The organism is Hungatella sp. L36, from assembly GCF_014288035.1.
Window position 1 is genome coordinate 568,944 of record NZ_JACOPC010000003.1, and the last position, 19,749, is coordinate 588,692.

A 19,749-nucleotide genomic window follows, 5' to 3' on the forward strand; every position below is an offset into this window, starting at 1 on the left:
ATGATGGAATTCATGGGGTACATACGCCCAGACGGAAAGGTGGGCGCCCGCAATTTCGTAGCGGTTATTCCAAGCGTGACGTGCGCCAATGACGTGGCGCTTGCCATCTGCCGCCAGGTTCAGGGAACGGTAACCTACCTGCATCATCAGGGCTGCTGTCAGCTGCCGCCGGATCTGGAGCGGGTGACGGATACCTTAATCAGCATAGGCTGTTCACCCAACACGGCCTCCGTGCTGATCGTAAGCCTGGGATGCGAGGGGACGGATCATGAGCGGATGGTAAAGGAGATCTCCGCCACCGGAAAACGCGTGGAGATTATCCACATTCAGGATCTGGGCGGAGTCAGCAAGGCCATCATGGCCGGTACCAACATTGCGCGCCGGCTCGTGATCGAGGCCTCGGGCATGCAGCGTTCGCCTGCGGATATATCCAACGTCGTCATGGCGATCAAATGCGGCGCGTCAGACACCACCAGCGGCATGGCCTCCAACTGTGTGATCGGCTATGTGGCCGACCGTCTCGTGGATCTGGGCGCGACGGTGATATTTGGCGAGACGACGGAGTTTATCGGAGGGGAACATTTGCTGGCACGCAGAGCGGTCAGTAAAGAGGTGGGAGATCAGATCTACACCATTGTAAATAAGATGGAGGCCAGGGCGAAATCCTTAGGCTGTGATATGAGAAAAGGACAGCCCACACCGGGGAATATCGCAGGGGGACTTTCCAGTATTGAAGAAAAATCGTTGGGAGCCATCGTCAAATCAGGAACAAAGCCGATTCAGGGCGTGCTTGACTATCCGGAACGGGTGACGAATCAGAAGGGCCTCTGGATCAAGGATACGCCGGGCAGAGAGCCGGAGATTCTGACCGGTATGGCGGCCACGGGGGCACAGTTTATGATGTTTTCCACTGGACGGGGGGCGCCTCAGGGGTTCCCGAGCATGCCGGTCATCAAGATCTGCGGAAATCCCAATACGTATGAGCGGATGGAAGACGATATGGATTTAAACGCCGGACTGATTATTACCGGTGAAAAGACGATTGAACAGGTAGGAGAAGAAGCGTTTGATAAAATGATACGGACCTTAAACGGAGAAATGACAAAGAATGAAGCGATCCAGTATTTCAGCTCGATCGATATTCAGTGTCTCGGTCCGGTCATCTAGTAGAAAGGGGAGTAACTGTATGAATCCAGTAATAGCTATGTTAATTGGTGTAGTCGTTATGATGGGACTGATTATCTTTACGCGAATGCATGCGTTTCCATCACTCATTATTTCTGCAATTTTAATCGGCATCTTATCAGGCATTCCGTTAGGGGAATCCATCAGCACCGTGACGAGCGGTTTTGGCGGGACGATGGCCAGTATCGGCATCGTGATCGGCTTCGGCTGTATCATGGGAATTTTCCTGGAGAAGAGCGGAGCGGCAAAGCGTATGGCTCTTACCATCTTAAAGATGGTAGGCGTGAAACGGGCCGATGTGGTGCTGGGCCTGACTGGCTTTGTGGTTTCCATTCCGGTGTTCTGTGACTCGGGATTCGTCATCTTATCATCACTGGCAAAAGAATTTTCCCGTCTGACCAAGAAATCCATGGTAGGACTGGGCGGCATCCTGGGTATGGGCCTCTATATTACCCACTTTATGGTTCCGCCGACACCGGGACCTCTGGCGGTAGTCAGTACGTTCCAGAAAGAAGGCATCCCCGTTGATCTGGGTATGTTTATCATAGCAGGACTGCTTTTCAGTATTCCGCTGTTCATCGTATCCATCTTTTTATTTCGCTGGTTCGGAAACCGGTACCCTGATTTCATCGTTCCGAGCGAGATCGACAGAAGCAAGTATACGAAGGCTCAGCTGGTGGTTCTGGATAAGATCGATGAAAAGCTGAAAGAGGGAAAAGAGCTGGAGAACTCTGATTTTGAAGCGCTGCTGTCCACGGAAAAGCTTCCGTCAGCGGGTATTTCCTTTACGATTCTGCTGCTTCCCGTATTTTTGATTCTCTGCAATACCGTTGTCAGCCAGACCGCATGGAAGGCCAACGCCGTGGGAGGCGTGATTACCTTCCTCGGAAATCCTGTAATCGCACTGTTTATCTCTCTCTGTCTGGGCGCCTTTGTTCTGGCTAAGGACATGGATAAGAAGACGGTCAACGGAATGATGAACGACGCGTTAAAGGACGCGGGCCCGATCGTCTGCATTACCGCAGCAGGCGGCGCTCTGGGTGCGGTCGTGAAAGCAACCGGCGCGGCTCAGCTGATGGCAGACGGAATCGTCGCAGTAGGAATTCCCGGAATCCTGGTACCGCTTCTGATCGGAACGATTATGCGTTTCCCGCAGGGCTCCGGCACAACCGCGATGATTACCGGTTCCGCGATCATCGCCCCCATGCTTACAACCCTGGGAATTAATCCGTACCTGGCCGGTCTGGCGGTCTGCCTGACCTCCATGTGTCCGTCCTTCTTAAACGACAGCTATTTCCACGTGGTAACCAACTTCAGTGGAATGGATATCAAGACCAGCTTGAAGACATGGAGCATAGGAACCATTATCATACCGATCTTTGGTTCCGTCCTGATCTGTATTCTGGCAGTATTTTTCCATTAATAGAAAAGATGCCCTCCTTTAGCGATAGGCTAAGGGAGAGCATTTTTTTTGTTTAAGTATACTATGATCTTTTCGCGGGCCAGCTCTAAGTGCGTCCGGTTGATCCGGTCGGCCTCCCGGGCGTTCCCGGACAGGATGTTCTGTATGATATTGGTATGTTCCGTCACCGATTCGTCAAAACGCTCCTTGCTGGTAAGGGAATAGATCCGGAACTGCTGTACCATGGAATAGACCCTTTCATAAGTGCTGATAACCAGGTTGTTGCCGCTCAGCTCGATGATCAGCTGGTGGAGTCCGGTGTCTGCGTTGATGTAATTCTGGAGATCAGCCGCTTTATGGTAGTAGATTAAGGTATCCATGAAGGCGTTAAGCTTTTCGGCATATGCAGAGGTGAGATTCTGACCGGACCGCCGGATGGCATAGCTTTCCAGGATGATCCGCAGATCGAAGATATCTTCGATATCCTTCTGTGTATATTCCTTAACGAAGACACCGCGGTTCGGGTATTCTACCACAAGTCCATCCGCAACCAACTGGCGCAGTGCCTCCCTGATCGGGCTTCTTGAGACGGAGAGCGCGGCGGAAAGATCAGTTTCCTGAAGCCAGTAGCCCGGCGGGTAGACACCATTACAGATATCCTCTTTGATGATTTGGTATACCTGTTCCTTAATGGTAGTGACCGGTCTGCGTGTTCCTGCCATTGCAGTTTCCCCCTTAAATGATTTGTATAACAATCATAGTTGAAAAGGGGTAAAATGTCAATGTTCCGTACCGGCCATTGAATAATGAACGGAAGAGTGTTAGAATATGTATCAATGAAACAGGCAAAACATAAGGAACAGGAGGCATCGTATATGGCGAAGATTGGAATTATCGGCATTGGCAATATGGGCAGTGCGATTTTAAAGGGGCTGCTTCATGTATATGGTAAGGGAGACATCATTTTCACGGATGTGAATGAGGAGAAATGCGAAGAGATCACGGAGGAGACGGGAGTCACTCATGTGGGAAGCAACGCGGAATGCGCCAATCAGGCGAAGTACATCATTCTGGCGGTAAAACCCCAGTATTTCGATCCGGTGCTTAAAAATATCCGCAACGTCGTGACGGAAGCCAATGTGATTATTTCCATTGCGCCGGGGATTACCATCGGCCAGCTGAAGGAAAAGCTGGGAATAGAAAAACGGGTGGTGCGGGCGATGCCGAATACACCGGCGCTCCTGGGCGAAGGGATGACGGGTGTCTGCTACGATGCAAAGGCGTTTGATGACGAGGAAAAAGAGACCATCCGGGAGATCTTCACCTCATTTGGTGAGATGTGTATCGTGGAGGAACGGCTGATGAGTGCGGTTGTCTGTGCCAGCGGAAGCTCTCCGGCCTATGTATACATGTTTATTGAGGCCCTGGCTGACAGTGCGGTGAAGTACGGACTCCCCCGGGACACCGCCTATAAGATGGCGGCCCAGACCGTTTTGGGAAGCGCGAAGATGGTGCTGGAAACCGGAGAACATCCGGGTGCGCTGAAAGACAAGGTCTGCTCGCCGGGCGGTACGACGATCGCGGCGGTAGCGGCGCTGGAGGAACATGGGTTCCGCAATGCGGTGATTAAGGCGGGAGACGCCTGTTATGAGAAATGTGAAAATATAAAATGACGCCACTTATCAGAATGGCGAAATATATAATTAAGAAATAACGTGTAGAGATGGAGGATATCAGATGGAACAGCCGCCGGTAAAGCGATTAAACAGAGAACTTAAGTATCAGGGAACAATTTTAAAGATCTACGAGGACACAGTGGAAGCCAATGGGCATGAGGCTCACTGGGATTTTATCCATCACAACGGCGCGGCCGCAGTGGTTCCCGTGACGAAGGAAGGAAAGCTTCTGATGGTCCGCCAGTACCGGAACGCACTGGACCGCTATACGCTGGAGATTCCGGCCGGCGCTCTGGATTTTCCGGAGGAGCCGAAGCTGGACTGTGCGCACAGGGAGCTGGAAGAGGAGACCGGATTTAAGACAGACAAAGAAAAGATGGAGTATTTAATCAGCGTGAACACGACCGTGGCCTTCTGTGACGAGGCCATCGACATCTTTGTGGCGAGGGAACTGGAACCGTCCAGACAGCATCTCGATGACGACGAGTGCATCGATGTGGAAGAATGGACAGTTGCTGATTTGGAGAAGCTTATTTTTGAAGGAAAAATTACGGACGGAAAGACGATCGCCGCCATCATGGCATACGCCAGAAAATACCATGTGGAATAACCGGATGGATTAGCCGGTCGGCAGCAGGGAGGATCAGCCGGTCGGCGGGACGAATCAGCCGCTCCCCGGCGAATCCGGTGCATAGAAATCCCCTTACAGGCATAGATTGTGACAAGACCTGTGAGGGGGTTTTTGTATATGGCCATACGACTTAGAAGCATGGGACCGAGACTTCGGATACGGGGCGGAACGTTTACGCCCATCCATTTTCGGAAAAGCCCGGCTGCCCTGCCTGCCGTGGGATACGGAAGCGGCGGAAACCGTTTTATCCTGTTCTTTTTTGCCGGACTCCTGGCAGGGACAGCCGCGGCTAATTTCCTGCATGCTTCTTTAAGCGATCAGGCGGGATACTATTTAAATCTGCTGAGCCACCAGTCGAATCTGGGAAGGACGGAGCAGCTGGCGCTGTTTGGAGATATCTGCAGACAGAGAATGATTGAAGTGCTGATCGCCTGGCTGATCGGCCTGACCGCCTACGCGGTGCCGTGCTTCTGCGTCCTGAGCGCCGGTTTCGGCCTGTCGGTGGGAGTGGTCTTATCCGTCATGACGGGACAGAAGGGAATTCTGGGACTGCCGTTTTTTCTTGCGAGTGTGATGCCGCAGGCATTTCTGTACGTTCCGGTCTGGTGTCTGCTGCTTATGTGGGGAATCAGGAGAAACGGAAGACTGAGAATTCCGGCGCTGCTTCTGGTGCTGGCATTTGTGGCTGCCGGAAGCGCGTGCGAGGTGTGGCTGAATCCCTACTTCCTGAGTATGACTGGGTAAAAATGTCTGAAAGACCGCATGAAAAGGGCATTTCAGGCTAAATGACGAAAAAAGTCAAAAAAATATTTAAAACTTTTTTTACAACATGTTGCGAGAAAAATCCCTGCGTTTCCAACATGTTGTACTTTTTATGTAAAGTAGTACGAAAATGCCCCCAAAGTGGGAAAAATGTGTTTGATTTTATCGAAATAACTCTATATAATGGATAGGAAGAGGCCGATTTTGGGGCTGTTTTGATACCGGCAGGTTAGGGGACGTAGAGATGGTTACGGAGATAAATGAGTTTGTAAAGTACTTAAGAGAGGTGAAGAAGACCTCTAAGAATACGGAGGTCTCTTATCAGAGAGACTTACTGCAGCTGGCTTCCTATCTGGAGGCGCAGGGAATTACGGATGTGGAAAAGGTTACAAAGACAAGCCTTAATTCCTATGTGCTGTATCTGGAGAAGGAGGGCAGGGCGACTACAACCATTTCCAGGACTCTGGCTTCCATGAAAGCGTTTTTTCACTATGAATTCGGAGAGGGACGGATTCGAAGAGATCCGGCGGAACTTATAAAGGCTCCGAAGATTGAGAAAAAAGCCCCGACCATACTGACAGTGGAGGAAGTGAACAGCTTACTGGAGCAGCCAAACGGCGATTCGCCGAAGGAGATCCGGGACAAGGCTATGCTGGAGCTTCTTTATGCTACGGGAATCCGTGTTTCGGAATTGATTAATTTAAAGGTGGAAGACATCAATCTGGCAGTCGGTTTTATCACGTGCCGGGATGAACATAAAGAGCGCATGATTCCTTTCGGGAAGGTTGCGAAGCAGGCCATGCTGAATTACATGGAAAACGGACGCGTCAGCCTGTTAAAGGGCCAGGAGAGCGAGTGGCTGTTCACCAACTGCAGCGGCCGTCCCATGAGCCGCCAGGGCTTTTGGAAGATTATTAAATTTTATGGAGAAAAGGCCGGTATTCAGGCGGATATAACGCCTCATACGCTGCGCCACTCCTTCGCAGCCCATCTTCTTAAGAACGGAGCCGATATTCACGCGGTTCAGGCCATGATGGGCCATTCCGATATGGCGACGACCCAGATGTACATGAATTACGCCCAGGGAGAGGCGGTTCGCAGTGCATACGCGGGGGCACATCCGAGAAATTAACAGAGAATTTTATGAAAGAGCCAGGTTTTCAGTACCTGTCTCTTTTTTTTATGCAGTAAACAGCAAAATTTCAGGCGTAACGATTATTTGGGGTAAAAATTTTACGATATATACTTGAAATTGTTCTACCGATTCCAAATCGTTTTAAGGTATATTAGCAATTAGATCACAGGCCGTGTGTCCTGATGCAGAATTCGTATATTTGTAAAACAGATGGAGGAAAAGATGCAGGTAGATTTATTGGAAGTCATTGAGGAGTTCGTAGGGGGCTTTGGAGTAAATATGACGGTCATAAAAACACCTGATGACGAAATCGGGGATTTTGACCTGGGTATCAGGAAGACGTTTATGGAGGAGGGCGGGATCGGACAGACGGTAAGGCATCTGTACAGTTTCTGCCGGGAGGGGATCCTGTACTTCTTAAATGACTGTTTTGAAATGGAATACTGCCTGTTCCGAATACCGAAGGAAGAAGGCCAGTATGGAGAAATGGTGCTAGTTGGGCCGTATCAGAAGGAATATGTGGATGAGTATCAGCTCAATATGCTTGTGCAGTCCCATAAAATTCCTATGGGGCTGATGAAGGAGCTGCAGGAATACTATAATGCGGTTCCGGTTATGCTGCTCTATGAGCCCTGGCTGGCAGTCCTTACAGCTATGGCAGGGAAACTCTATGGCGGACGGGAAATGGAAATTGTCCGCAGAGAAAGTATTGATGAATACGGGGATATGAATTTTTTCAGCGATCCTCCGGCTGAGCCTCTGGCGGCAAAGCTGATTGAAGAAAGATATAAAGCAGAAGAGGAGCTGCTGGCTGCCATAGCTCAGGGTAATATGGAAAAAGCCTTAAAGGTCCATGGGAGATTCCGTAATTTCCACATTGCCAAACGGTATAAAGACCCTGCAAGGAACTTCAGGAATCTTATGATTACGGCCAATACGCTTTACCGGAAGGCGGCCCAGGCGGGATGCGTGCATCCGGTACATATCGATGAATTGTCCTGCAAGTTTGCGAAGAAGATAGAAACGCTGATGACGAAGACGGAGGCAGACCGGTTCAATCTGGAGATGATTCGCAAGTACTGTATGCTGGTGAGGAATTACTCTCTTCAGGGATATTCGCCTCTGGTTCAAAAGGTAGTCAACCATATTGATTTAAACCTGATGTCCGACCTGTCATTGAGGAACCTGGCGGCAGAGTATTGTGTCAATCCCAGCTATCTGTCCTCACTGTTTAAGAAGGAGATGTCGGTAACCATTACGGCATACGTAAACCAGCAGAGGATGAAGCAGGCGATCCGTTATCTGAATACGTCCAATATGCAGATTCAGAATATTGCTGCAGACGTGGGGATCTCGGATGTGAATTATTTCAGCAAGCTGTTTAAAAAGGCTACAGGTAAAACTCCCAGCGAGTATCGGGAGCTGATTCTCGTCAGGACCCAATTGTAGGGAGCTCACAAAAAATATAATAATATTACAGATTTCTACAAAAACTCTCCTCATACATTTTTCTGAGCAGTGCTAAAATATCGTTAGAAAAAGGAGGACGACTGTCCTAACGGGACCATGCTTTTATTAAAATATCAGGAGGGTTTATACATATGGGAACAACAACGAATACAAGCGGCATGCACCGCGCGAAGTTGTGGCAGATCGGGGGATTTGCATTTAATAATACGGCTACGAACCTGTACATGTTTATGATGAACTTTATCGCTTATTACTTAACCGGCTATGTAGGCGTAGGTGTAGTCGTTGCATCAACGTTGATCACCACGATGCGTATCTGGGACGGTGTCACAGACCCGTTTATCGGATATCTGGTAGATAAGACGAATACAAAATTCGGCAAAAACCGTCCGTTTATGGTCATCGGTAATGTGATTCTTGCCGTGGCAAGCTTTATCCTGCTTCATGTGACCCATCTCTTTCCGCAGGGGGCGCGTTTTATTTTCTTTGTGCTGATTTACATGATTTATATCATTGGCTATACGTTCCAATGCGTAGTTACGAAATCCGCCCAGTCCTGTCTGACCAATGACCCAAGGCAGAGACCTCTGTTCTCGATATTTGACGGCGTTTATAATACGCTCGTATTTGCGGTGCTTCCGATCTTTATTTCCGGTTATTTAGTACCGAAACACGGCGGCTTCAACGCCGCATTCTTCCACGAAATCTGGTGCTATGTGGCAGCCGTATCCGCGATCCTGACCTGTATTGCCGTTTACTGCATTTCCAGCAAGGACCGCCTGGAGTTCTTTGGTACAGGCAAAGCGGTCAAGGTAGGGTTTAAGGATTACTGGGAAGTGCTTAAGAATAACAGGGCTATCCAGATGCTGGTAGTAGCGGCATCTACGGATAAGCTGGCATCCTCTGTCCGAAGCAACTCTACTATAGGCGTTATCCTGTATGCCATCGTCTGCGGCAACTATGCGCTGTCCGGCGCTGTAGCCGGTTATACGTCCATTCCGAACATGCTGATCCTGTTCTTCGGCGTAGGATGGATCGCAACCCGTTTAGGACAGAGAAAGGCCATGCTGTTCGGAACCTGGGGAGGTCTCATTTTTACAATCTTAAATATTGTACTGTTTGTGGTCGGAGATCCGGCGCAGATGTCATTTCCGGGTATTGCAGGCTTCACCGGCTGGAATTTCTTCACCCTCGCATTCCTGGTGTTGTATATTCTGGGACAGGGGTGTATGGGAGTATCCGGCAATATCGTTATTCCCATGACTGCTGACTGTGCCGACTATGAAGTTTACCGTTCCGGAAAATACGTTCCTGGCCTGATGGGAACCCTGTTCAGCTTTGTAGATAAGCTGATTTCCTCTCTGGCGGCGAGTATCGTAGGCGTTATGTGCGCCATGATCGGTTTTAAAGAGACTCTGCCGACTGTAGATACTCCCAATAGCCCTCAACTGAAATTCATCGGCCTGATCTGTTTCTTCGGATTGATTATATTCGGCCTGCTCTGTAACCTGGTTGCCATGAAGTTCTACCCTCTGACAAAGGAAAAGATGGAAGAAATTCAGGAAAGGATCGCAGAAATCAAAGCGCAGGCGCAGCATGCTTAAAACAGGAGGTTGCTTCATATGGAGAAAATTATGATTTCCGGATTTTCCGATGAGATCAGTTCTGATTTCGATGAACAGCTGAAGGTGGTTACAGGACTTGGTATGGAGTACATTTCCCTTCGTACTGCCGATGGTAAGAGTATAGCCGATTATACGGCGAAAGAGGTGAAGGAGAAGCTGCTGCCGAAGCTTAAGGAGGCGGGAGTCCGGGTATCTTCCTTAGGCTCCCCCATCGGTAAAGTTGAAATCGGTGATGAGGAAGGGTTCGCAAAGCAGCTGGTTCAGCTGGAGGAGCTATGCAGGATCGCAAAGGTACTGGACTGTCGTTACATTCGCATTTTCAGTTTCTATATTCCGGAGGGACGGAATCCGGAGGACTACCGGGAAGCAGTGATCGAAAAGCTGATAAAGTTTGACGCTGTAGCCAGAACGTACGGCGTTGTACTGATCCATGAAAATGAAAAGGGGATCTATGGAGATGGGAAGGAGCGCTGCAGGGTGATCCTGGATGCGTTGGGAAGCGATCATTTTAAGGCAGTCTTTGATTTTGCCAACTTTGTGCAGTGTGGAGAGGACCCTGTGGAGTGCTGGAAGCTTCTCCATGACCAGGTTGTTTATATCCATATTAAGGATGCCGTGGCATCGGATAAAGAAAATGTGCTCTGCGGGACCGGCGAAGGAAAAATTAAAGAGATTCTGGAGAGAGCTGTCAGAGAAGAAGGATATGAGGGCTTCCTGACACTGGAACCCCATCTGGTAGTATTTGATGCGCTGAAATCCCTGGAGCTCGCGGACGCGGCCAGCATAATCCGGGAAAACAAGGCCACGGACGGTGCGGAAGGCTACGCGATGCAGTATCACGCTCTGAAAGAGATATTAAACGCTATAGAGCGTTAGGTGGAAAGGAGAGTTTTTATGGATAAAGTAAGATTTGGATTAATTGGAATCGGGGCGCAGGGAGGCGCGTACGCTGGATTTTTAACGGGCAGGGGCGGCTTCCCGGGGATGCCCGCACCGGAGTGTCCGCCTCACTGTACCCTCGGTGCATTGTGCGATACGGATCCTGCGAAGGAGGCCATGTGTAAAGAAAAGTATCCCGAGACACCGTTTTTTAGAGACTGGAAGGATCTGGTGGATTCCGGTACGGTTGACGCGGTAGTTACGACGGTTCCCCACTATCTCCACACAGAGATTGCGATTTACTGTCTGGAAAGGGGGATGAATGTCCTGGTTGAGAAGCCGGCGGGCGTATACGCAAAGTCTGTGCGTGAGATGAACGAATGCGCGGCGGCGCATCCGGAGACGGCTTTCGGTATTATGTTTAATCAGCGCACGAACAGGCTGTATCAGCAGGTTAAGGATATCATCGAGTCCGGAGAGCTGGGACAGATCCGCCGTTCTAACTGGATTATCAATTCCTGGTGGCGTCCGGACAGCTATTACCGTCAGAGCGGCTGGCGCGCGACCTGGGGAGGAGAGGGCGGAGGCGTCCTGGTTAATCAGGCTCCTCATCAGCTGGATCTGTGGCAGTGGATATGCGGAATCCCCAATAAGGTTTACGCAAAATGCATCTATGGCGATCACAGGGATATTATTGTGGAGAACGACGTTACCATTGTTACGGAATATCCTGGCGGAGCGACCGGGAGCTTTGTAACCTGTACCCATGATCCCATCGGTACAGACCGTCTGGAGATCGACCTGGACGGCGGAAAGATTGTTGTGGAAGACAGCAGAACAGCGACAGTTTACCGGCTGAAGAAAAAGGAAGACGAGTTAAACCGCACGATGTCCATGATGGAGCTGGTGAAATTGACACAGGGAAACGCTGCCGGAGCTGATGGCCTGTACACGGTGGAAACCTTTGAGAATACAGATGGATGGGGCGTGCAGCATATGACCGTAATGGAGGATTTCGCATGCCATATACTGGAGGGAACCCCTCTATTGGCACCGGGGGCCGACGGCATCAACGGTGTAAACCTGGCGAATGCGACCCTGCTTTCCAGCTGGCTGGGAAAGGAAGTGGATCTGCCGGTCGACGAGGATCTGTATCTGGAAGAATTAAACAGGAAAATTGCCGCCGAAGGCAAATTCCCAACCCGTTAGCGTAAATGCGCCGGTGCAGAACCGGCGCATATCCGCAGAACCTGGAGGAAGAAAGATGAAGAAGGCCGCAGTTATTGGACTGGGAGATATATCCAAAATACATATACCGATCATAGAGTCAAGTCCGGATATGGTTCTGTGCGCGGTTTGCGACAGCAATCCGGAGGCGAAGGAAGCAGCACCGTCCGGCACAGCCTTTTATACGGATTACCATGAGATGGTGGAGAAAGAAAGACCGGACTGTGTTCATGTGTGTCTGCCCCATTACCTGCATTATCCGGTGACGAAAGAACTGGTGGAGATGGGCTGCAGCGTCTTCTGTGAAAAGCCGGTGGCCCTAAATACGGAGGAAGCCGAACGGTTTGTCCGGCTGGAAGAAGCGCATCCGGAGGTCCGTATCACCATCTGCCTGCAGAACCGTCTCAACGAGAGCGTGGAGCTGTTAAAGAAGCTCATAGAAAGTGGTGAATATGGGCAGGTGGTGGGGACGAGAGGCATCGTCCCCTGGTACCGTCCAGCCGAGTATTACCGCGTAAAGCCCTGGAGAGGAAGCTGGATTACGGCAGGGGGCGGTTGTATGATTAATCAGTCGGTGCATACTCTGGACCTTCTGTACTATTTAGGCGGAAACATGAAAGGGCTGAAAGCCTCTGTAAGCCAGATCCTGGATTACGGCATCGAGGTAGAGGATACGGTGACCGCAAGGCTGGATTATGCAAATGGTGCGAGAGGTCTGTTCTTTGCCACGAATGCCAACTATAAGAACGAGGCGGTGCAGATTGCGGTCCAGCTGGAACGCGCTGAGTTCCGTATAGAGGAAAATATCCTGTATCAAATCCTGCCGGGTGGAGAAAAAAAGTATCTGACTGAGGACAGGAAATTTCCAGGGACCCGTTTCTATTACGGCGCCAGTCATGAAAAACTGATTCGCAGGTTTTATCAGGTACTGGAAGAGGATAAAGGGGACTATATCCGAGTAAAGGACGCGGAAATGAGCATTCGCCTGATAGACGCCATTTTAGAGTCTGGCAGGAGCGGCGCTTACGTAACCATATCGTGATTTCAGAGAGGAGATATCGTATGAATAAGGGACTGATCGGAATTCAGATGAGTACCATCAAAGATAAAATTGCAGAGCTTGGGGCCTATGGGACATTAAGGGCCTGCGCAGAGCTGGGGTATCACTGCGTGGAGGTGTCTCAGATCCCTATGACAGAGGAGAATGTTGCAGGCATGAAGAAGGCCTGTGAGGAATTCGGAATAAAAATCGCAGCTTTAAGCGCAGCTATGGAGCCGATGATGCCGGGGATGCCAGGGGAATACCTGACTACGGATTTCGATAAGATTGTGGCGGACTGCAGGACGTTAAACTGTGATATGCTGCGTATCGGCATGCTTCCAATGACCTGCATGGGGAGCCGTGAGAAGGCTCTGGATTTTGTGAAACGTGCAGATGAGATCGCCGGCAGATTAAAAGAGCAGGGAATTGATTTGTATTATCACAACCACCATGTAGAGTTCGTAAAGTATGACGGTGAATATCTGCTGGACATTATCAGGAACCATACAAGATATATGGGATTTGAGCTGGATATCCACTGGATCCACCGCGGTGGAGAGAATCCGGTGGAATTCATAAAGAAGTATGATGGAAGAATCCGGCTGCTCCATTTAAAGGATTACCGCATCGGACAGATTCAGATGCCGGAGGGACCGTTTGATCCGAAGGCCTTTATGGCTGCATTTTCTGACATCGTGGAATTTGCGGAGATAGGAGAGGGGAATCTTCCGGTTAAGGAATGCATAGAAGCCGGTTTTGCTGGAGGCAGCGAATATTTTCTCATTGAACAGGATACCACGTACGGGAGAGACCCGTTTGAAAGCCTGAGGATCAGCAAAGAGAACCTCGAGAAGATGGGATATGCGGACTGGTTTTTCCTGGATTAGGGTGATAGATACCTGCCGGGAGTGCGGCTCCCGGCAGCAGGAGGCAAAATGATGGGGAAAAGAAGGATGCAGGACCATCCGGATTACATTGATCCCAACCAGATGATCGCTCTGGAAGAGGAGATGGCTGCGCTGAAAAAAGAGTACGGAATCGTGGATAAACCGAAGTGGTGGATGCGTCTTGGCGATTTCATCGCAAACCATGCCGGGACCAGACAGCCGGTACCGGTATACAGAAAGAAATATATCCTGTTGGCCCTGTGCCTGGGATGGGCCGGCGGCCATCGGTTTTATACGAAGCAGTATGCCCTGGGGTTTATTTACCTGTTGTTTTGCTGGACCGGAATTCCGTTTGCAATGACATTGATTGATTTGATGATTGCACTGCCCAGGCAGGCTGACGAGCAGGGCAGGCTGTTTCTGTAATGGCGCTGCGGCTTCTGCGTCCCGGCTGGCTGGAAGCTTTGGTATATTTTTTCGGCCGTATAGAGATAAGAAATGAAAAAAGAAAAGCAAAAAAATAGACTGATTTCTTTGTGGGCCTGTGCTATAATGAAAGAGCCGCGAAGAGCAAGGAAGATTCGGAACGCTGCCGGAAACCGCTCATGGTTTCCGGTTATTTTTTATTCCGGTTATTTTTTATTTCGGTTATTTTTATTTCATAGGAATGCTTGTCCTATGAAATGATGCATGAAAAAAGTAAAACTACAAAATATAAAGAAGAGGTAAAAAGCATGAAAAAACTAGAAGATTACGTAACAAGTATCCCGGATTTCCCGGAGCCGGGCATTATTTTCCGTGATGTCACCACCATTCTGCAGGACGCGGACGGGCTGACACTGGCGGTTGACGGCGTGCGCGAGATGTTAAAGGATGTGGATTACGATGTCGTAGTCGGCCCGGAATCGAGAGGGTTTATCTTCGGCGTTCCGGTTGCCTACGCGGAGCACAAAGGCTTCGTTCCGGTGAGAAAGCAGGGAAAGCTTCCGAGAGAGGTTATCTCCGCCGATTATGAGCTGGAATACGGCAAAGCCACCATCGAGATGCACAGAGATTCCATAAAGCCAGGCCAGAAGGTCGTGATCATCGATGATTTGATCGCCACGGGCGGCACGATCGAGGCCATTATCGGACTGATAAAGGAGATGGGCGGAGAGGTGGTAAAGATCTGCTTTATCATGGAGTTAAAGGGCTTGAATGGAAGAGAAAAATTAGAGGGATATGATGTGGAATCCCTGATTGCCTACGAGGGGAACTAGAGCGTGTCTGAAAATTCATTTCCGCCAGATGCACGCCCCACTTCGCGGCATATTGAGCCCCAATTCAGTCAGCGTAGCCCACTACGCCTCCTTCATCGGGGCCCAATCTCCCACAAAGTGTGACGCACAGCTGACGAAAAGCAATTTTCAGACACGCTCTAATCGGAGAACATGAATCACAGAGGTGTAGAGAATGGATAAAATCTTGTACCATGGAACCTTTTTGACAATGGATGAGTCCCGGACTGAACCGGAGGCGGTTCTGATCCGGGACGGAATGATCGGCGGAACCGGCACGCTGGAGGAGATGAAGGCGCTGGCTCCGGACGGCGCGCTTTGGGACATGGAAGGCCATACGGTGCTTCCCGGCTTTATCGACGGCCACTCCCACTTAAGCGCGGTGGCGTACCAGCTGTTAATCGCCAACCTAAAACCGTCGCCGCTGGGAACCTGCGACAGCGTGGAGGACGTGGTGCAGGTGCTGAAGACATTTTTGGAGACGCATTCACTAAAACCGGGCCAGTGGCTGCTGGGCATGGGATACGACAACAGCGTCTTCCCGGAGGGCGTTCATCCCACGAAGGAAGACTTAGACCGCGTGAGCACGGAGATTCCCGTCGCGGCGACTCACGTCTCCGGCCATCTGTGTGTGGTGAACACGAAAGGGCTGGAGCTTTTGGGGTACACGGGAGATCATTTCACAGTTCCCGAGGGCGGAGTCGTGGAACCCACAGGGCTTTTGAAGGAACAGGCATTTCTCGGGAAAAACGGAGTGATGCAGGGGCCTGCTCCCGAAGATGTGGTGAAGGCGGTGGGAGATGCCTCAGAGCTGTACGCATCCTATGGCCTGACTACGGTTCACGACGGCAAAGTCACGGAAGGGCAGTATCAGCTCTTAAAGGGAGCCGCGTCCATGGGACTTCTAAAGAACGATGTGGTCATGTATCTGATACCGGAACTGGCCGGTCAGTTTCTGACGGAGCAGGGACCGGAAGCGCTTGCGGCGAAAGGCTATGAAAACCATCTGCGCCCCGCGGGAGTGAAGCTGTTTCTGGATGGCTCGCCTCAGGGAAAGACGGCCTGGCTGTCAGAGCCGTACTATGTGGTTCCGGACGGCGAGAAGCCGGATTACCGGGGATTTCCGGTGCAGACGGAAGCCTATGTGATGGATATCATGCGCACCTGCGTGAAAAACCGCTGGCAGATCAATGTACACGCCAACGGGGATGAAGCGATCGAGCAGATGATCCGCTGCTATCAGTCGGTACTTGAGGAGACGGGGAGTGAGAAGAATCTGCGCCCTGTGGTCATTCACTGCCAGACCGTACGGGAAGATCAGCTGGATCGGATGAAGGAGATCGGCATGATCGCCAGCTTTTTCCTCGACCATGTGTATTACTGGGGCGACTACCACTATGAGTCCGTGCTGGGCCCGGAGAGGGCGGCCTACATCAGTCCGGCCCGTTCGGCCCTGGAGCGGGGAGTCTCCTTTACGCTTCATCAGGACAGCCCGGTGGCTCCGCCCGACGTGATGGGGGCGGTACACAACGCCGTGAACCGGAAGACTGCAAAGGGCCGTGTGCTGGGAGCAGAGCAGACGATCACCGTAAAGGAAGCGCTTAAGGCCGTGACGGTGAACGGAGCGTACCAGATTTTCGAAGAGAACAGGAAGGGAAGCATAGCGGCGGGGAAGGCTGCGGATTTTGTGATCCTGGAAGAGAACCCGCTCCTGGTTCCTGAAGAGAGACTCAGGGATATAAAAGTTCTGGAGACGATCAAGGCCGGAGAGACGATATACAAACGATAAGGAATAACTACATTATGACAAAGAAGAAACCGACTTCCAAGGATGTTGCCCAGTTGGCCGGTGTTTCCCAGCCCACTGTTTCCATGATTTTAAATAACTATGATAATGTCCGCTTTTCGCCGGAGACGGTACAGCGTGTGATGGACGCCTGCACGAAGTTGAACTACCGGGTTCCTTCTAAAAGAAAAGGAAACAGCGGGGAGCGGTACGAGAAGCTGATTATGGCCATGTGTCCGTCGTACACCAATCTGTACTATATCAGCCTTCTGGAGGCCATGTGTAATCAGGCAGAGGAGCGGGGGTATTCTCTCACGGTCTTCTCCAGCGGACGAAATATGAAGCTGGAAGGCCAGTTCGCCAACCTTGCCTGCCAGCAGGACGCGCTGGGAGCGCTGCTTCTTTACAAGCCCGCAAATTCCGTGGCGCTTCAGCAGCTCATTGCGAATATGCCCGTGGTAGCTATCTGCGACAAGACGGAAGTCTCCAATATGGATATCATAGAACTGGACAGCGAGAAGCTGGGGATGATCATCGCCGAGCATCTTCTGAGTCTGGGACACAGGAAAATTGCCTATATTTCCACCGAGCTGAACGAACGCCATCCGGCCAGGCTTTACCGGCTGAAGGGCATGCAGAATGCCTATGCCAGGGCAGGAGTCAGTCCCTTCAACATCCTGACCTGTACCATGGACAGCGAGAAGATTGCGTATACGAAGGACATCACATCGTATGAGACCGGCTACTGTCTTGGAAAACGCGTGGTGGAAAAGTATGATGACATCACCGCCCTAGTCGGGATGAACGACATGGTGGCCATAGGAATTATGGATGCGCTGGCGGACAAGAAGTATAAGGTTCCCCAGGACTATTCTGTCTGCGGCTGTGATAATACGATGATTTCCCAGTACCGGACTATTTCCATGACATCGGTAGAGCATTTTGATGCCAACCGGGGACGGGAAGCCGTCGATGTGTTGATACGAAAAATCGAGCAGGAAAATGGAACCGACGGGGATTTGTGGCCGGCCAGTGCCGTGCGTGTGGAATTTGTCCCAAAACTGGTTGCGAGAGCCTCGACAGGGCCAAACCGGAGAAAAAAATAGAAAAATTTTGAAAAATTATTACTAATAATATTAGTAAGCAAAAAGCAGGGGAACGGCGAAACGAAGAAATATTGATTTAAAAAGTGGATAAAACCGTAATGGACGGATAAATAGTTAATTTTATTACTAATAAAATTAACTATTTATCCGTTTTTTTTGGATTTATTAATTTTTGAGTAAAAGTGCACAGGTTGACAAAGGGAAAATTGACATTATTATATAAAATATACAACAAAGAAATTGATAAATCAAAAACAGATAGGAGACTGAAAGATGCAGATCGAGCCTGAATACTTTACTATTGAGGATTATTTACATCATACCTTTTCCTGCGAATGCGGACGTTCTCATCATACCGATGTGGAAAAAATCCTGATTTCGCAGGGCGCGCTGGAACGGGTGCCGGAGGCAGTGGAAGAACTGGGATACCATCACGTATTTCTGGTATCCGACTATAATACGTATCAGGCGGCGGGAGAACGGGTGGAGAAGCTGCTGCGGGATCGGAACCAGGCCTGCACCTCCTATGTGATTCCCAGAAAGATTGTAGTGCCGGATGAGCATACGCTGGGCGAGCTGCTCGTCCACTTCAATCCGGAGTGCGACCTGATTATCGGAGTCGGAACCGGTACGATCAACGATATGTGCAAGTTTTTAAGCTATCAGATGAAGATGGAATACATGATTATCGCATCGGCCCCTTCCATGGATGGCTTTGCATCGGTTGGCGCGGCTTTAATTGTAAATAATCTGAAAACAACTTATAATGCTCATGTACCGAAGGCAATTATTGGAGATGTTGATATTCTTGCAAAGGCCCCCATGAATATGATCGCGGCCGGCGTGGCGGACATTCTCGGAAAATACACCTGCCTCTGTGACTGGCATTTATCAAATCTTGTGAACGGCGAATATTTCTGCCCCGTCATTGAGCGGATGGTGAGATATTCGTTAAAGAAGATGATGGAGCAGGTCAAGAACTTAAAGGAACGGACCCCGGAGACGATTCAGACGGTCATGGAGTCCCTGGTTCTTACCGGAATTGCCATGAGCTTTGTGGGAAATTCCAGACCGGCTTCGGGCTGTGAACATCATATGTCTCATTATTGGGAGATGAAGTTCCTGTTTGAAGGGAGACCGGCGGTCTTACACGGCACAAAGGTAGGCGTAGGAACGATGACGGCGATTCGGTTGTATCAGAAATTTATGGAATCAGAAATCGATTATGAGGAGGCGGTAAGGAGAGCAGAGGCATTTGATTTTGCGGAATGGTCGGAGAATATGAAACGGACTTACGGTGCAGCGGCGGATGGAGTGATCGCCAATGAAAAGACAGAACAAAAAAATGATCCGGAGGAAGTGAAGAAACGTCTGGTGGTTATACGGGAAAAGATGGGAGACATCAGAAGAACCGTCAGCGATTTAGTGCCGAAGGAAGCGTTTGTTAAAGGAATTTTAGAAGACTTAGACGCTCCGGTCAACCCGTTGGAACTGGGAATTGACTGCGGCATGGTGAGCGACAGCATAGAGGTGGCAAAGGAGGTCAGGGACCGCTACACACTGCTTCAGCTTCTGTGGGATCTGGGAATTCTGAAGACCGCCGCAGAGGAAACGGCTGCTTCTTTTCAGAAAGAAATAGAAAAGTAAAGAGGGATAAAT

Annotated in this window: 19 protein-coding genes; 18 read left to right on the forward strand and 1 reads right to left on the reverse strand. The window is 50.2% G+C overall.

Going from position 1 to position 19,749, the window contains the following annotated elements; genetic code table 11:
- Window positions 1-1,167 carry a UxaA family hydrolase gene (locus tag H8S80_RS11445; RefSeq protein WP_320959193.1) on the forward strand — a complete coding sequence of 389 codons (1,167 nt, stop codon included), beginning with the start codon at window positions 1-3 and terminating at the stop codon, window positions 1,165-1,167.
- Window positions 1,168-1,186: 19 nt separating this feature from the next.
- Entirely contained in the window at window positions 1,187-2,608 is a 1,422-nt protein-coding gene (locus H8S80_RS11450; protein ID WP_002602126.1) for a GntP family permease, read from the forward strand.
- Between the two features lie 29 nt (window positions 2,609-2,637).
- On the opposite strand, the gene H8S80_RS11455 is transcribed toward H8S80_RS11450, so the two are convergent.
- Complete coding sequence (locus tag H8S80_RS11455; protein WP_002602127.1) at window positions 2,638-3,309, reverse strand: GntR family transcriptional regulator; 672 nt, start codon at window positions 3,307-3,309, stop codon at window positions 2,638-2,640.
- A 153-nt stretch (window positions 3,310-3,462) separates the two neighbouring features.
- Here H8S80_RS11455 and proC point away from each other — a divergent pair, with 153 nt between their 5' ends.
- The 16 genes from proC (at window position 3,463) to H8S80_RS11530 (ending at window position 19,737) form a co-directional block, all read left to right on the forward strand.
- A complete protein-coding gene (gene proC / locus H8S80_RS11460; RefSeq protein ID WP_002602128.1) occupies window positions 3,463-4,260 on the forward strand; it encodes a pyrroline-5-carboxylate reductase in 798 nt (265 codons plus the stop codon).
- 64 nt (window positions 4,261-4,324) lie between these two features.
- Entirely contained in the window at window positions 4,325-4,873 is a 549-nt protein-coding gene (locus H8S80_RS11465; RefSeq protein ID WP_002602129.1) for an NUDIX hydrolase, read from the forward strand.
- Between the two features lie 138 nt (window positions 4,874-5,011).
- The gene (locus H8S80_RS11470) at window positions 5,012-5,638 is read left to right on the forward strand and encodes a stage II sporulation protein M (protein ID WP_002602130.1); all 627 of its coding nucleotides are present in this window, start codon (window positions 5,012-5,014) and stop codon (window positions 5,636-5,638) included.
- Between the two features lie 262 nt (window positions 5,639-5,900).
- The gene (gene xerD / locus H8S80_RS11475; RefSeq protein ID WP_002602131.1) at window positions 5,901-6,788 is read left to right on the forward strand and encodes a site-specific tyrosine recombinase XerD; all 888 of its coding nucleotides are present in this window, start codon (window positions 5,901-5,903) and stop codon (window positions 6,786-6,788) included.
- A gap of 225 nt (window positions 6,789-7,013) precedes the next feature.
- Entirely contained in the window at window positions 7,014-8,240 is a 1,227-nt protein-coding gene (locus H8S80_RS11480; protein WP_029467647.1) for a helix-turn-helix transcriptional regulator, read from the forward strand.
- A 152-nt stretch (window positions 8,241-8,392) separates the two neighbouring features.
- Window positions 8,393-9,865, forward strand: coding sequence for an MFS transporter (locus H8S80_RS11485; protein ID WP_117633363.1), 1,473 nt, complete (start codon window positions 8,393-8,395; stop codon window positions 9,863-9,865).
- An 18-nt stretch (window positions 9,866-9,883) separates the two neighbouring features.
- Window positions 9,884-10,762: a sugar phosphate isomerase/epimerase family protein gene (locus H8S80_RS11490; RefSeq protein ID WP_117633362.1), complete on the forward strand. Its 879-nt coding sequence runs from the start codon at window positions 9,884-9,886 to the stop codon at window positions 10,760-10,762.
- Window positions 10,763-10,780: 18 nt separating this feature from the next.
- The gene (locus H8S80_RS11495) at window positions 10,781-11,974 is read left to right on the forward strand and encodes a Gfo/Idh/MocA family protein (RefSeq protein ID WP_025530313.1); all 1,194 of its coding nucleotides are present in this window, start codon (window positions 10,781-10,783) and stop codon (window positions 11,972-11,974) included.
- 55 nt (window positions 11,975-12,029) lie between these two features.
- A complete protein-coding gene (locus H8S80_RS11500) occupies window positions 12,030-13,034 on the forward strand; it encodes a Gfo/Idh/MocA family protein (protein ID WP_117633361.1) in 1,005 nt (334 codons plus the stop codon).
- 20 nt (window positions 13,035-13,054) lie between these two features.
- Window positions 13,055-13,921, forward strand: coding sequence for a sugar phosphate isomerase/epimerase family protein (locus tag H8S80_RS11505; RefSeq protein ID WP_025530316.1), 867 nt, complete (start codon window positions 13,055-13,057; stop codon window positions 13,919-13,921).
- Window positions 13,922-13,969: 48 nt separating this feature from the next.
- Window positions 13,970-14,347, forward strand: coding sequence for a TM2 domain-containing protein (locus tag H8S80_RS11510; RefSeq protein ID WP_243006297.1), 378 nt, complete (start codon window positions 13,970-13,972; stop codon window positions 14,345-14,347).
- A 308-nt stretch (window positions 14,348-14,655) separates the two neighbouring features.
- On the forward strand, window positions 14,656-15,180 hold the full coding sequence (locus H8S80_RS11515) for an adenine phosphoribosyltransferase (RefSeq protein WP_029467649.1): 525 nt from the start codon (window positions 14,656-14,658) through the stop codon (window positions 15,178-15,180).
- Entirely contained in the window at window positions 15,161-15,355 is a 195-nt protein-coding gene (locus H8S80_RS35095; protein WP_147335892.1) for a DUF6783 domain-containing protein, read from the forward strand. The genes H8S80_RS11515 and H8S80_RS35095 overlap by 20 nt, the downstream gene beginning before the upstream one ends.
- Window positions 15,356-15,373: 18 nt before the next feature.
- Window positions 15,374-16,987 carry an amidohydrolase gene (locus H8S80_RS11520; protein WP_117633360.1) on the forward strand — a complete coding sequence of 538 codons (1,614 nt, stop codon included), beginning with the start codon at window positions 15,374-15,376 and terminating at the stop codon, window positions 16,985-16,987.
- A 14-nt stretch (window positions 16,988-17,001) separates the two neighbouring features.
- Entirely contained in the window at window positions 17,002-18,090 is a 1,089-nt protein-coding gene (locus H8S80_RS11525; RefSeq protein ID WP_002602141.1) for a LacI family DNA-binding transcriptional regulator, read from the forward strand.
- Between the two features lie 273 nt (window positions 18,091-18,363).
- Window positions 18,364-19,737: a sn-glycerol-1-phosphate dehydrogenase gene (locus tag H8S80_RS11530; protein ID WP_117633359.1), complete on the forward strand. Its 1,374-nt coding sequence runs from the start codon at window positions 18,364-18,366 to the stop codon at window positions 19,735-19,737.
- Window positions 19,738-19,749 lie beyond the last annotated feature (12 nt).